Origin of the sequence: Kluyvera sp. NPDC087067, assembly GCF_044745165.1 — a bacterium.
In the GTDB taxonomy this organism is placed as follows: Bacteria; Pseudomonadota; Gammaproteobacteria; order Enterobacterales; family Enterobacteriaceae; genus Kluyvera.
This window is the reverse complement of sequence record NZ_JBIUZS010000003.1, coordinates 496624-511448: the sequence shown is the minus strand read 5'-3', so window position 1 is coordinate 511448 and position 14825 is coordinate 496624. Positions and strand designations below refer to the sequence as shown.

The following is a 14825-nucleotide window of genomic DNA, read 5'->3' as shown; positions in this document are numbered from 1 at the left end:
CCCCTTATCCTTTGACCGCGCCGGACATAATCCCGCGATTGAAATGTTTTTGCAGACCCAGATAGACGATGATGCTTGGCAGCATCGCCAGTAGCGTAATGGCGATAAATATGTTCGGCGTGATGCTCTCATCGGTACGCAGCGTGCCGAGGATCACCGGAATGGTGTTCAGGCTGTCCTGGTTAACCACAATCAGCGGCAGCAGGTACTGGTCCCAAATCATAATGAAGCCGAAGGTCACCACCGTGCCGAGCGCTGGTTTTACCAGCGGCAGAATGACGTGGAAGAAAATCTGCCATTCGTTCGCGCCATCAATACGCGCCGCCTCCTCAAGCTCTTTCGGGATGGCTGACATAAATTCGGTCAGCACGAAGATGGAGAACGCCCAGCCCACCACCGGCAGAATCATCCCGAGGTAGCTGTTGTACAGCGATGCATCGATAAACGGCAGCCGCCAGTTGATAATCATGTACAGCGGAATGGCGATAACCTCTTCCGGCAGCATCATGGTCGACAAAATCACAAGGCTCACCAGCGCCACGCCGCGAAACTTCTTACGGGCCAGCGCATAGGCCGCCAGCGCGCTCACGGACACCTGGAGGATGGTGCCGAAGAACACCACCAGAATGGAGTTCAGCAGGTACTGCCAGACGCCGATATCCATCCAGGCGAAGATAAAGTTGTCGAATGAGAACTGATTTGGCCAGGCTAACAGCTCGCCGGGCTTTACCGGCGCGCCGCTAAAAGCGGTCGCCACGATGCCCCAGAACGGCCCGACAAAGACAATCAGCAGTAACGCGTAAATACACCAGCGCCCTGCGGTATCCCAACGTTTACTTAACATCACGGCTCCTTAGTAGCGTGCGATACGCTTTTTCAGCGTCAGATGACAAATCGTTAAGAGCACCGTGAAGGTGAATAACAGGAAAGACACCGCCGAGGCGTAGCCATAGTCAAACTGCTCAAAGCCCAGCTTATAGATGTGGGTCATGACCATTTCCGTCGAATTAGACGGCCCGCCGCCGGTGGTGGCGTACACCTCAGCAAACACGCGGAAACCACGGATAAAGGAGAGCATCAGCACCACCGACAGCGCCGGGATCATCCCAGGCAGCGTGACGTAGCGCAGGCGGTTCCACCAGTTGGCACCGTCTACGTTCGAGGCGTCGTATAAATCGCGACTGATCCCCGCAAGGCCGGCAATGAAAATCACCATGTTGTACGGCACCGCTTTCCAGATGTGCAGCAACATAATGACCCACAGCGCCTGGTCGGAACTGGCGAGGAACCCCTGATCGGCGACACCAAACCAGCTCAGAATGTGGTTCATTACCCCGTTGGGTGTCGGGTTGAACAGAATGCGCCACATTTCAGCGACAATCGCTGCACTGGTGACCGCCGGTAAGAAAATGGCGGTACGAATAAAGCGCAGATGGCGCGCCGGGCCTTCCAGCAGCATCGCGAGGAAGAAGGCCAGAATGGCGGCGGCGAACATCGTCACCACCACGTACAGCAGCGTGTTAACCACCGCTGCATGCAGTTCAACGTCGCCGAAAGCGCGGGTGAAGTTGGCAAAACCAACCCACTCGTTGGGCTCATTAAAGTTAACCTTGTAGAAGCTCATCACCAGACCCTGAATCATCGGGATGAACTTAAACCAGCTAAAAATAATCAGCGCCGGAGCGAGGAACAGCCAGGGGATCAGCGCCCGCTTGCGTTTGGCCGTCAGCCAGCCGGTCGCGTCAGGCGAAGCGGCTTGCTTTAGCGGCGCGGACTTCGTCTCATGCAGAGTCATTACGCGTTTCCTCACTTAGCCAGCACGTTTTGTTTTTCAAGCTCAGCGTTGACCTTGCCGTCAATCGTTTTCAGCTCGGCGGAAATGTCGCTGTTGCAGTCGGCAAAGATGCGGTTGAAGCCATCGGCTGCCACCTGACGTACCGGCGTCCAGTTAGGGATCTGCGGCACATAGCGGCCCTGCTCGTTGTACAATTTGGCGAAGGTTTCCCAACGCGCATCCTGATACACCGCTTTGACGTCGACGTTCTTATTCACCGGCAGGCGAACCACCGGGATATGTTTGCTCCCTTTGCCCATGCCAATTTCCTGACCTTCCGGGGAAATCATAAATTCAACAAACTGGCGCGCGGCCTCTTTCTGCTTGCTGCTCTTCATCATAAAGACCGTGGTGCCTTCCGCGAGGGTAGCCTCGCCTTTCGGCCCCACTACCGGCACAACCTCAAAGTTGTCTTTGCCAGGGTCTTTATCAAACAGCGCAATGTGATACGGGCCGCTGAAGAACATGCCGCTTTGGCCTGAACGGAATGACGGAATAACATCGGCGGTGGTGGCGTTAATTGCGCCCGGCTGAGTGACCTTTTCACACATCATGGTGCGCATAAAGGTCATGGCCTGTGCCACTTCGGGGGTGTTGAGCGAGGCGCTGAATTTACCGTTATGGTCGCTGACAAAATCGCCACCGGCCTGCCAGATAAAGCTGCTCATAAACCAGCTGGCGTAGCCGCGCGTCGTCGATGCCGGGACGATAAAACCGTAGGTATCATTTTTGCCGTTGCCGTCCGGGTCTTGTGTGGTAAAGGCTTTGGCGAGGGTCTGGATATCATCCCAGCTTTTTGGCAACGGTAAGCCCAGCTTTTCACGCCAGTCTTTGCGCACGAACAGGGCGAAAGTTTGCGCTGAGGTCGGCACGCCATAGTATTTGCCGTCGATATAGCGGGTGCTGTTCCAGGCCGTTTGATACAGCTGGTCGCCGCCGTTTATCGCTTTCGGGTCGATTTCCTCAGCAATGCCAAGCTGGATAAACTGCCCAAGCGAGGCGGCATCATTGAAAATCAGATCCGGCAGCGCGTTACCCGCCGTGGCTCGCGCCAGGCGCTGCTCAAAGTCAGTGGTCGCGTTGAAGTATTCGATTTTGATGCCGGTTTTTTCTTCAAATTTCTCGGCCTCTTGCTTGTAAATATTTTTCGAATCGTTGCTTGCGCGGATCCAGACGTTAAGGGTCGTGGCGGCGTAGCTCTGCCCGATGCCAAGCCCCAGAGCGGAAAGGAGTAATAATGAACGTAATTTATTCGCAGACATGATTGCATATCCTTTATTGTTGGGCACAAAGGTAATTAAATTCGCAATAAATGCATTTTCAAATGAAATGAATAGCATTCTGTTATTAATACAAGATGCGTAAAAATTATTTTCAATCATTAAATAGAAATGTATTTTCTAATACAACCACACAAAAAAGAAATTGCATTTCAAAAATCAAAAAGTTGAATCAGATCACACTGAAAAGTGACAAGAAAAGTGACTTAGATATTTTACCCTTTAAAATCAATATGATGATATTTTCCGCAATTTGTTAAATTTATCAACAAAAATAGAAAAACGCTAAATTCTGTGACTCACGCTGCATTAAATACGTCATTTTTTATTCATACCAATAAGCTTGATGTTCATCACAAAAAAAATCACTTTGTCTTTTACACTGCACGGCATCGCTTTCTTAAACACTTTATTTTTAATTAAACCGCCTGTCTCTTATGCCTCTAAAATACGCGGCAGGTATAATTGTGTTGTTATCTTTTCTCTTATTTGCAGAAGGGTTATCACGATGAACTCAATACCTCGCCCTGGAATATTAGCGCTTGCGCTACTGTGTTCCGGCCTAAGCACATCGCTGTACGCCGCCGAGCCTTATACCCTTGATGGTAAAGATCTGGCGTTTAGCCGCCAGCAAATAGCCGCCAAAGATCCCCTTTTTGTCCAGGCACAAAGCGCGCTGTTAAAAAAAGCCGACCTCGCCTTGAAGCACCCGCTGTTTTCGGTGATGGATAAAACGCTGGTCGCCGCCAGCGGCAACAAGCATGACTATTACAGTTTCCCGCCGTACTGGTGGCCCGATCCCAATACCAAAGACGGGCTGCCGTACATCCGTAAGGATGGTCAAACCAACCCGGACGCCAACAGCGATGCCACCGATAAAAATCGGTTGGTGAAGATGAGTAACGACGTCTCCACTCTGGCGCTGGCGTGGTATTTCTCTGATGACAGTCGCTATGCGCATAAAGCCGCCGAGCAGATTAAAAACTGGTTCCTGAATCCAGAAACGCGCATGACGCCAAACCTGCAATACGCCCAGGCGATCCCGGGCATAAATACCGGACGCGGCATTGGCATTATCGACAGCCGGGCGCTGGTTGAGGTGGTGGACGCCATCGCCCTGCTGCAATCTTCAGGCGCATTGAGCGAGTCTGAAGTGGCGGAGCTTAAAACGTGGTTCGGCGAGTTTTATCACTGGATGACCACCAGCCAGAACGGTTTTGAGGAAGAAAACTGGCATAACAATCACGGGACTTATTTTGATATGCAGGCTGCCACTTTTGCCCTGTTCAGCGGCAAAACCGACGAGGCGAAAAAGCGTCTGTATGTCACCCAGCTGCGGCGCATTGCCGGACAGTTTGATATCGAAGGTCGCCAGATGGCGGAGCTTGAGCGCACGCGTCCGTGGCATTACAGCAACTTTAATCTTGAAGCCTACAACCGTCTGGGGCGTCTGGGCGAAAAAGCGGGCGTCAATATCTGGAACTTTACCCTCGACGACCATAGCCTGCGCAAGGGCTATCAGTACATCGCCGGGTTTATCAATAGCGATACGCCGTGGCCGTGGAAAGACCTCGACAAAATGGATGATAAAAAAGCGCTGCGTAATATTGCCACCGCCGCCCATGCCTGGCCGGATGACAAGTTGTTCCGCGAAAAAGCACAGTGGCTGCGCGCAAAATATCCCGACGATATCACCACGCTTATCGCGCCGCTTTCGGCATCGGCAGAGGTCAAGGATAACCACTGATGAAACAATTTTCTGGGCTATGGCCCGACATTGCCAGACGTGCAGCCGGCAATAACGGTCTGATTGAACAGCTCGTGAAGAGTGCACAACCGATGCTTGACGCCGCCGTTCGTATCCCGCAAACCGGGATTGCGAGCTGGAATCTGTACTATTTTTGCCCGCACCATGGGGTGCGGCTTACCTGGCAGGCGGACGCTCCTGATCAGCACGCCTGCCCGGTTGACGGTGAGATTTTTAGCGGCGAGCCGTGGGACGGCGCGTGGTGGCGTGAGATGAACGGGCGCAACGCCAGCGCCTGCCAGCAGTTGGGGCTACTGTGGCAGTTGACCGGAGAAACACGCTATCGCGATAAAGTCCGCACCTTGCTGATGGGCTATGCGGATGTGTATCCCGATTATGAAATTCATGGCGATATTCCCCACAACGGCCCGGGCAAAATGAATGCCCAGACGTTATGCGAAGCGAACTGTATTCTGGAGATGGCGCTGGGCTATGATTTTATTCGTGACAGCGTCACATTCAGTGAGCGGCAGCATATCAGCGAAAATCTGCTGCGCTGCGCGGCGACGTTTTTACGTAAACATCGCAGCCCGCAGATTCATAATCACGAGGTGAAAATCAGCGCCGCGCTCGCCGTGCTCGGGTTTGTCCTTGAAGATGAAGAACTTCTGGAGTTTGCCGTTAATCAACCCTACGGTCTGCGCTGGCAGCTAGAGCATGGATTGCTGGCGGAAGGTTTGTGGTTTGAAGGGTCGGTGCACTACCACTATTACGCGCTACAAGGATTCTTCGCGTTCGAGAAACTGGCCCGTGGCACCCGCTGGAGCCTGATTGATGGCCCGTGGTATCAGCCGATGCTCAAGTTTCCCCTCGCATTGTTGCTGCCGGATGGCACCTTCCCACGGCTGAACGACTGCCTTGCCGGGCAGGAGAAACTGCACCACCGGGATCTCTACGAGTTTGCCTGGTTTATCTGGCACGACCCGCAGTACGCCGCCGTGTTGCAGTTTACCGATGAGATGCCTGACGAGCGTGAAACGCTGTTATGGCGCGACAGGCCGCTGCCGGAAACCACGCCCGCGCTGATCCCGCACGAGTCGCTGTTTGCCCCCGGCGCCGGTATCACCCTCTGGCGCCGACCGCAGCATGCGCTGTTAATTAAGCACAGTCCGTGGGGCGGTGAGCACGATCATTATGACCGGTTGGGGCTGATGCTATGGCAGCGCGATGGCTGGCTACTGCCGGACTTGGGCACCACCGGTTACGGTGCCCGGATGCATTATGACTACTATAAAAACAGCGCGACCCATAATACGCTGACGGTCAATCAGACCAACCAGCCTCCGGCGACCCCGGACGTGCTGGGCTGGCATATGGGCGAGGATTATCTCTGGCTGGATACGGAAGTTGACTGGGGTAAACCGCCACCGGAACTGAACAGCCATTCGCGGGTAGAGTGGGACGTTGATGCCTGGCGCGATGTCCGCTTTCGCCGCCGTTTACTGTGGCTGGACGATGTGCTCATCGACCTGTCGACGGTGGAAAACCCGCATCGTCAGCAGCTCGACTGGACGCTCCATCTGGCGGCACAGGCGCTGGATCAAAGCGGCACGCCGCAGCCTTTCTCCCTAAGCGGGCCGCTGCGGCAGATGACCGACTCTACCATGACGCCGCTGCACGGCTGCCAGCCGCGCCACTTCTCACGCAATGGTAATACGGTGGCGCTGTGGTTGGCTGGAGACGGTGAGCTGTGGCAGGGGCTGGCTGCGGATAATCCGGCCATCAGCGATCTTAGCTATCTGGTGTTGCGCAATCACCTGCCGCAGGCGCGGTTTGTCTGTCTGTGGGATTTGGCGAAATCGGCCCCGTTAACCGAAGTGAGCGTGCATCATACGTCCGTGGGGACGCAGGTTTCTTTCTGGCGCGGCGAGCAGGTGGTTCACGTCACGCTGGACGACGATCCTGCACAGCTGCCGGATGTGATTTTCTAGGGCCGCGCCTTCTGGCAGCGGAAGGCGTCTTTAGCGTTTTTCAACGGTTATCATGCTGACGAAAGGATAGTACTGCCAGGGCACGCTGCCGCCCTGCTGGTACATTTTAGAGATGGTGCCATCGAGATAGAGCATCTGCTGCACGTTAAGCCGGGATTTGGCGTAGCAAGCAAAATCATAGAAATTGGTTTCCCGAGCGCTTTGCATAAACACCACCTTCCCCTGCGCGTTAATGCCAACGCCGTTGCGCAGCTTACGCGAGGTGGCCGACGGTTTGAGCCGCCAGTTGATAACGCCGTTTTCAATCAGCATCGGGCCGGACTGAACGGCATAATCCATGCCTTTGGTCGACTTAAGCTTATCCAGGCTAACGATACCCGCCTGCTCGCCACGCAGATAAAACACGCCGCCGGGTTTGATAAAGAAATTACCGCCGCCGGAAGCGCGGTTCACCGCCACCTTTTGCTGGCCCTTTTCGATATACAGCCCAAGCGGTGCATAGGTTTTATCGTAGATACCGCCGTTCATCGCCATCCGTACGCGACCGTCGCCGTTGATGGTGGAAAGCAGCGCACGCAAGGAACCATAATCCTTGCCATCGGGTTTACGCCAGTACATGGCAATGCGTTCCTGGTGGGGATCGGCGGTGTAACTTTGTAACGTCAGGGTTGCATCGGTCAGCTGACAGGAGGTCTGTGCGGCGGCTAACGCAGGCATGATAGCCAGCGCCAGCGGCAAAGATTTCAACAAGCGCGCGACTGGCTTACTCGTCCTCGTCTTCACTGGCCGGGTCTTCATCTTCATCCTCAAAACGGGCAATAATCTGCTCACCGGTGTGGTTTGCGCGAAGCTCTTCGGCCACGATCATAATGGCCTGCCCGCTCGGCATCCCTTGCGCCATCAGTTCGTGAATGCGGTCAACGGCTTTTTGCTGCTGTTCATGGTTTAGTGAAGGTAATCCTGCAAACATCATTGACTCCTGCTACATTGTGGGCGCTTATTATTCCATGCTGCCCGGATATTCGCCATAGGCGGCACAGACAAGGCTTGATTGAAAAACCATGTTACTCCCTTCAACCCTGACACTTCCCTGGCAACCCGACGCCGCAGAAGTCTATTTTGCGCCATTGAGCGCCTCGCCGTGGGCGATGCTGCTGCACTCCGGCCATGCAGACCATCCGCACAGCCGCTACGATATTGTCGTGGCACAACCGTGTAAAACGCTTGTCACGCACGGTGATATCACCGTAGTCAGCGATGCGGACAAAACCGAAACCTCTCATGACGACCCGTTACGCTTATTGCAACAGGCGCTAGAGGATTGTTCGTTTAGCGACACTCCGCTTTCGGATCTACCGTTTATTGGCGGGGCCGTCGGGCTTTGGGGTTATGACCTTGGACGCCGTTTCGAGAGTTTGCCACAATGGGCAGCTCAGGATATTAGCGTGCCGGATATGGCGGTTGGCATTTACGACTGGGCGCTGATTGTCGACCATCATCGACAGGTCGTGACTCTGCTAAGTTACACGGACGTGAATGCGCGTCTGGAATGGTTACAGGCGCAGCGTGCGCCGACCGCCCTGCCGTTCGCACTGACTTCACGCTGGCAGTCGAACATGAGTCGCCAGCAGTACGGTGAAAAATTCCGTCAGGTGCAGGCTTACCTGCAAAGCGGCGACTGCTATCAGGTCAACCTGGCGCAACGCTTTAAGGCATCCTATGAAGGGGATGAATGGGCGGCATTTGTACGCCTGAATCGCGCTAACCGCGCGCCGTTCAGCGCCTTTTTGCGTTTCGATGACAGCGCCATTTTGAGCCTCTCCCCTGAGCGATTTATTCAGCTTGAGCAAGGCCAAATCCAGACGCGGCCGATTAAAGGCACGTTACCGCGCTTAGACAACCCAATAGCTGATGCCGAACAGGCCGATCGTCTGGCCCATTCCGCGAAGGATCGCGCAGAGAATCTGATGATTGTCGATTTGATGCGCAACGACATTGGCCGCGTCGCCGTACCGGGCAGCGTCCGGGTGCCGGAGCTATTTGTGGTTGAACCCTTCCCGGCGGTGCACCATTTAGTCAGCACCATTACCGCAACGCTGCCTGCCGAGCTTCACGCCACCGATCTGTTACGCGCGGCGTTTCCCGGCGGCTCGATTACCGGCGCGCCGAAAGTGCGGGCGATGGAAATTATCGACGAGCTTGAACCCCATCGACGCAACGCATGGTGTGGCAGCATTGGCTACCTGAGCGTCTGCGGCAACATGGACACCAGCATTACTATCCGTACCGTCACGGCGTCAGAAGGAACGCTTTACTGTTCGGCAGGCGGAGGCCTGGTCGCAGACAGTGAAGAAGGTGCTGAATATCAGGAAACATTTGATAAAGTGAATCGTATCTTATCGCAACTGGAGTCATAACCATGGACGTCAACGCGCTGGATCTGGATGATTTTCTTTCCCGTTTTCAGCTACTGCGCCCGCAGGCCACCCGTACTGCGTTAAATGCTCGTCAGGCCGCGGTGCTGATTCCGATAGTCCGCCGCCCGCAGCCCGGCCTGCTGCTGACGCAGCGCTCCGCGCGTTTGCGCAAACATCCCGGGCAGGTGGCGTTTCCCGGCGGTGCGGTGGACAGCAGCGATGCTTCACTGATTGCCGCCGCCCTGCGTGAAGCCCACGAAGAGGTGGCCATTCCACCGGAATGCGTGGATATCATTGGCGTACTGCCTCCCGTGGACAGCGTCACCGGTTTTCAGGTCACTCCGGTGCTCGGCGTCATCCCGCCCGACCTGCACTATCACGCCTGTGAAGACGAGGTGGCTTCTGTTTTCGAGATGCCGCTTGCGGAAGCGCTGCGCCTGGGGCGTTATCATCCGCTGGATATCCATCGCCGGGGCAATTCTCACCGCGTCTGGCTGTCGTGGTATCAACACTATTTTGTCTGGGGCATGACCGCAGGCATCATTCGTGAGCTGGCACTACAGGTGGGTCTGAAACCCTGACTATACTTATGATGGTCATCGGTGTTCTGCATTAGTAAAACCAAGGCTATTCATTAGTTAAATTCATGTGAATAGTTAAGCCGATTTCCGGGTTCCCTCATACACTATGCGCAGTTATTACATCGTTGCCGCAACGGCGCGGCAACCCTGTTCAGGAGTGTTAAAGTGATTAGTCTATTCGACATGTTTAAGGTGGGGATTGGTCCCTCATCTTCCCATACTGTAGGGCCGATGAAGGCTGGCAAACAGTTCGTCGATGATCTGGTCGAAAAGGGACTGATAGATGACGTGACGCGCGTTGCCGTCGACGTCTATGGTTCACTGTCCCTCACCGGTAAAGGCCACCATACGGATATCGCTATTATCATGGGTCTGGCGGGCAACCAGCCGGATACCGTTGATATTGACGCCATTCCCGCTTTTATTCGCGATGTCGAAACTCGCGGGCGTTTATTGCTGGCACAAGGCCGCGTCGAAGTCGATTTCCCCGCCAATGACGGTATGCGTTTTCGTAGCGAAAATATGTCGCTGCATGAAAACGCCATGCAGATCCACGCCTGGGCGGGTGAGACGCTCGTCTACAGCAAAACCTATTACTCCATCGGCGGCGGTTTTATCGTTGATGAAGAGCACTTTGGTAAAGAAGCCAGCAACGCGGTGCAGGTGCCCTATCCGTTTGCTTCCGCCACTGAAATGCTCGGCTACTGCAAAGAAACCGGGCTGTCGCTGTCCGGGATGGTTATGCAAAACGAACTGGCGTTGCACAGTAAGCAAGAGATTGAAGACTATTTTGGCAACGTCTGGCAGACCATGCGCGCCTGTATCGATCGTGGGATGAATACCGAAGGGATTCTGCCAGGGCCGCTACGCGTGCCGCGCCGCGCTTCAGCGTTACGTCGTTTACTGGTGGCAAGCGATAAACTGTCTCACGATCCGATGAACGTGGTTGACTGGGTTAACATGTTTGCGCTGGCGGTTAACGAAGAGAATGCCGCCGGTGGCCGCGTGGTGACGGCGCCAACCAACGGCGCCTGTGGGATCGTTCCTGCGGTACTCGCCTACTACGATCACTTTATCGAACCCGTTACACCGGAAATCTATATCCGTTACTTCCTGGCATCCGGGGCCATTGGCGCACTGTACAAAATGAACGCATCGATTTCCGGGGCCGAAGTGGGCTGCCAGGGTGAAGTTGGCGTTGCCTGCTCTATGGCGGCCGCCGGTCTGGCTGAAATTCTGGGCGCCAGCCCAGAGCAGGTCTGCGTGGCGGCAGAAATTGGCATGGAGCATAACCTGGGGCTGACCTGCGATCCGGTTGCCGGTCAGGTGCAGGTGCCGTGCATTGAACGTAACGCCATTGCGTCGGTGAAAGCGATTAACGCCTCGCGTATGGCGATGCGTCGTACCAGCGAACCGCGCGTGTCGCTCGATAAAGTTATTGAGACCATGTATGAAACCGGTAAGGACATGAACGCCAAATATCGCGAGACCTCTCGCGGCGGTCTGGCCATTAAGGTGCAGTGCGACTAATCCGCCATTCCACCCACCCGTGATACGGGTGGGTGATTTATTTATCTCTTTTTTCTCACTATTCTCTCTTCCCTCTACACTTGCTTTATCGTCACTGATATTTTCAGTATCAATACCTCTGAACCGAGCTTCGGACATGCGAAATGCACAATGGGTTATCAGGAAGTATTTACGCCAGCGAATCGCCGTTTGTGTGATTGTCGCAGTCTGTGCTTTTGCTATTACGCTGGGCACCCGATTTATTTCACAGCGCGGTATAAATCAGAATCAGATAGACTCGCTTATCCGCCATTCCATTGACCGAATGGATACCCTGTTGATTCCGCTGCAAACGCAGCGTGCTGAAATGTTGGCGCTGGTTGGGCAGCCTTGCGAAGCGATTCATTTGCCGTTGCGCAAACTGGCGGTCGCGTTGCAAACCGTCCGCTCTATCGCCTTGGTGAAATCAGGCCAGCTGTACTGCTCAAGCGCGCTAGGTAAACGGGATGTGGCGATACATTCCCTACAGGCGCAGCTACCCAGCCGCACGCCGCTGCTGGAGCTCACCACCGATCACTCTTTGCTAAAGGGTACGCCGATCCTCATCCAGTGGTTTCCCGCCTCAGCAGATGGTAAGGACGGGGTGCTCGCCTCGCTCAATATTGACTTAATCAGTAATATTATTCTCGAGTCCTCGCCGCCGCTGATTGACCAGATGAGCCTCAACGTGGGGAAGCTCTATTTTCAACATGAGACGGGGATCACCGACCGCTTAGTTTCTGCAAACGATAAGATTTACAGCCAGCAATCCGCACGTTTTCCCTTTAGTATTAGCGTATTAAGTCCGGGCCCGGAACGCTTAGCGCTGCAGAACTTGTTGTCAGAACTGCCGCTCGCAATCATCATGAGCGTCCTGTTTACCTGGATTGCCTGGCTGGTGACTGCGGGCCGCCTGAGCTTTACGCGTGAAATCAGCATGGGCATCGCCCGAAAAGAGTTCAGCCTGTACTGCCAGCCGCAGATGGATGCGCGGATGCAGCGCTGCATCGGCGTAGAAATTCTACTTAGATGGCATAACCCCCGCGTGGGCTGGATAGAGCCGGACGTGTTTATTCCGATTGTCGAAACACAGAACCTGATTATTCCGCTGACACGCTATGTGATCAGCGAAACGGCGCAACGGCTGCATCTTTTCCCTCAGGATCCCAACTTCCAGATAGGCATTAACGTTGCAGCGGCGCATTTCAAGAACGGGCGCTTGCTGCAAGACCTACAGCCATATTGGTTTAACTTCCAGCCGATTCAGCAGTTAACCGTTGAGTTGACCGAGCGCGAAGCGCTGCACGATGTGAACTATCAGATGCGCAGCGAGCTGGGGAATCAACAAATCAAGCTGGCGATAGATGATTTCGGTACGGGCAACAGTTCACTGTCGTGGCTGGAAATGCTGCACCCGGACGTGTTGAAAATCGACAAATCCTTTACCCAGGCGATTGGCACCGATGCGGTGAACTCGACAGTGACGGATTTGATTATTGCCCTTGGGCAACGATTGAATATTGAACTGGTGGCAGAGGGGGTGGAGACGCCGGAGCAAGCGAGTTACTTGCAGCAACATGGCGTTCATCTGTTACAGGGATATTGGTTTGCACATCCTATGCGCATTGAGGAATTTCCTCAGTGGCTGGCGGAGCGAGAACAATAGATATTCTAACGGATCCGGGAAGCACCCCGGCCGCGCAAAGCGACGCCGGGAAGCTCGGATGCCAATCCCCGGGGTCGGCGTAAAACGCCTCGCCCGGGCTACCGGTCGCTGTTACTCTTCTTCGTCGTGTGCTGAAACGAGTTTCACTACACGCACCTGATCGACACGGTAGTTATTGGCCTGAGTCACGGTGATCTGCACGGCAGGCAGTTCAACGCTTTCACCGACCAGCGGGATTTGCCCATTGACCGCAATGACCAGCCCTGCGACAGTGGCATAATCATTGTCTTCATCAACAAGATTTTCCAGCCCCAGCGTCTGTTGCAGCGCATGCAAATCGGTGGAACCTTTCACCAACCAGCCGTTGCCATCGGCAACAATTTCCGGCGTTTCATCGGCGTCCGGGAATTCACCCGCAATCGCTTCCAGAACGTCAAGCGGCGTCACCAGCCCCTGCACCATACCAAATTCATTGGTGACCATGACGAAGCTACCGCGCGCGCGGCGTAAAACGCCCAGCAGGTTGATAGGATCCAGCGTATCCGGCACGATTATCGCCGGGGAGGCTGCCGCTAACGCCAGCACGTCTTCCCCCGCTTCCAGCGCCACCAGCAGCTCTTTAGCCCGCACGATACCGACAATCTCATCAAGCTCACCCCGGCAGACCGGGAACAGACTGTGCGGCGACGACAGGAGCTGTTCACGGATTTGATCCGCGCTGAGATCCGCATCCACCCAGCTAATTTCACCGCGCGGCGTCATAATACTGCGCAGCGAGCGTGAGGCCAGCGTCAGTACGCCGTTTATCATGTAGCGTTCTTCTTCAACGAACGCCCCTTCCGGTACCGGAACGTTTGTCACATGACCTTCTTCCACCGCGGAAGAGACCGGTTTGCGATTGCCCATCAGACGCAAAATCGCATCTGCCGTACGCGCACGCAGCGGCATCGTCGACTGGTGGCGGATAAAGTTACGACGTGCAATCTGGTTAAACAGCTCGATAATTATCGAGAAGCCAATCGCGGCGTACAGGTAGCCTTTCGGAATATGGAAGCCAAACCCTTCGGCCACCAGACTCAAGCCAATCATCAGCAAGAAGCTCAGACACAGCACGACAACCGTAGGGTGCTGGTTGACGAAACGGGTCAGCGGCTTTGACGCCAGGAGCATCACACCCATCGCGATAACCACTGCTGCCATCATCACCGGCAGATGGTTCACCATGCCGACCGCTGTAATCACCGCATCCAGCGAGAACACCGCATCGAGGACGACAATCTGCGCCACGACCACCCAGAAGCTGGAATAGCCTTTCCCATGACCAGAGTCGTGCTGTCGGTTTTCGAGTCGTTCGTGGAGTTCCGTCGTGGCTTTAAACAGCAGGAACAGACCACCGACCAGCATAATCATGTCTCGGCCAGAGAAGGTGTGCCCCCACACGCTAAACAGCGGCGCGGTCAATGTCACCATCCAGGAAATCACCGAGAGCAGCCCCAGACGCATAATCAGCGCTAAAGACAGGCCGATAAGACGGGCTTTATCTCGCTGTTTTGGCGGAAGTTTGTCTGCAAGAATGGCGATAAACACCAGGTTATCAATACCGAGAACAATCTCCAGCACAACAAGCGTGAACAGCCCGACCCAGATTTGCGGATCCATTAGCAATTCCATAAATCACTCCAACGAGAGACAAGACGAGTCATCGCTATGTCATGTTTAAGCGTGACGATACCTGACGATAGAACAGTGTGGCGCGAGATG

General features: G+C 54.7%; 12 protein-coding genes. 6 read left to right on the top strand and 6 right to left on the bottom strand.

Annotated features, from left to right (window positions below):
- Window positions 1-4 precede the first annotated feature (4 nt).
- From ACIPDS_RS11165 to ACIPDS_RS11155, 3 genes are read right to left on the bottom strand one after another with little or no spacing between them, the layout of a single operon-like run.
- Window positions 5-844, bottom strand: a complete 840-nt coding sequence (locus ACIPDS_RS11165; protein WP_166513662.1) for a carbohydrate ABC transporter permease — start codon at window positions 842-844, stop codon at window positions 5-7.
- A 9-nt stretch (window positions 845-853) separates the two neighbouring features.
- Window positions 854-1795, bottom strand: a complete 942-nt coding sequence (locus tag ACIPDS_RS11160; RefSeq protein WP_400735430.1) for a carbohydrate ABC transporter permease — start codon at window positions 1793-1795, stop codon at window positions 854-856.
- 11 nt (window positions 1796-1806) lie between these two features.
- Complete coding sequence (locus tag ACIPDS_RS11155; RefSeq protein WP_166513661.1) at window positions 1807-3096, bottom strand: sugar ABC transporter substrate-binding protein; 1290 nt, start codon at window positions 3094-3096, stop codon at window positions 1807-1809.
- Between the two features lie 526 nt (window positions 3097-3622).
- Between ACIPDS_RS11155 and ACIPDS_RS11150 the strand changes: the two genes are divergently transcribed.
- Together ACIPDS_RS11150 and ACIPDS_RS11145 are read left to right on the top strand one after the other, a co-directional pair.
- Window positions 3623-4861, top strand: a complete 1239-nt coding sequence (locus ACIPDS_RS11150) for an alginate lyase family protein (protein WP_400735427.1) — start codon at window positions 3623-3625, stop codon at window positions 4859-4861.
- A complete protein-coding gene (locus tag ACIPDS_RS11145; RefSeq protein ID WP_400735425.1) occupies window positions 4861-6852 on the top strand; it encodes a heparinase II/III family protein in 1992 nt (663 codons plus the stop codon). Before ACIPDS_RS11150 ends, ACIPDS_RS11145 begins: the two co-directional genes overlap by 1 nt.
- Before the next feature lie 30 nt (window positions 6853-6882).
- Here the strand turns inward: ACIPDS_RS11145 and ACIPDS_RS11140 are convergent, their stop codons facing one another.
- Both ACIPDS_RS11140 and ACIPDS_RS11135 read right to left on the bottom strand, forming a co-directional pair.
- Window positions 6883-7602: a phosphodiester glycosidase family protein gene (locus tag ACIPDS_RS11140; protein WP_400735615.1), complete on the bottom strand. Its 720-nt coding sequence runs from the start codon at window positions 7600-7602 to the stop codon at window positions 6883-6885.
- Between the two features lie 13 nt (window positions 7603-7615).
- Window positions 7616-7822, bottom strand: a complete 207-nt coding sequence (locus tag ACIPDS_RS11135; protein ID WP_400735613.1) for a YoaH family protein — start codon at window positions 7820-7822, stop codon at window positions 7616-7618.
- 91 nt (window positions 7823-7913) lie between these two features.
- On the opposite strand from ACIPDS_RS11135, the gene pabB reads away from it, so the two are divergent.
- From pabB to ACIPDS_RS11115, 4 genes are all read left to right on the top strand, one after another.
- Window positions 7914-9269, top strand: coding sequence for an aminodeoxychorismate synthase component 1 (gene pabB / locus ACIPDS_RS11130; protein WP_400735423.1), 1356 nt, complete (start codon window positions 7914-7916; stop codon window positions 9267-9269).
- 2 nt (window positions 9270-9271) lie between these two features.
- Window positions 9272-9850, top strand: coding sequence for a CoA pyrophosphatase (locus ACIPDS_RS11125; RefSeq protein WP_400735421.1), 579 nt, complete (start codon window positions 9272-9274; stop codon window positions 9848-9850).
- 165 nt (window positions 9851-10015) lie between these two features.
- Complete coding sequence (sdaA, locus tag ACIPDS_RS11120; protein ID WP_400735419.1) at window positions 10016-11380, top strand: L-serine ammonia-lyase; 1365 nt, start codon at window positions 10016-10018, stop codon at window positions 11378-11380.
- Between the two features lie 136 nt (window positions 11381-11516).
- Window positions 11517-13064 (top strand): EAL domain-containing protein, encoded by a 1548-nt coding sequence (locus tag ACIPDS_RS11115; protein WP_400735417.1) that lies wholly within the window; start codon window positions 11517-11519, stop codon window positions 13062-13064.
- Window positions 13065-13175: 111 nt separating this feature from the next.
- Here ACIPDS_RS11115 and yoaE read toward each other — a convergent pair whose 3' ends face one another.
- Window positions 13176-14735 carry a CNNM family cation transport protein YoaE gene (gene yoaE, locus ACIPDS_RS11110; RefSeq protein WP_400735415.1) on the bottom strand — a complete coding sequence of 520 codons (1560 nt, stop codon included), beginning with the start codon at window positions 14733-14735 and terminating at the stop codon, window positions 13176-13178.
- Window positions 14736-14825: the final 90 nt, after the last annotated feature.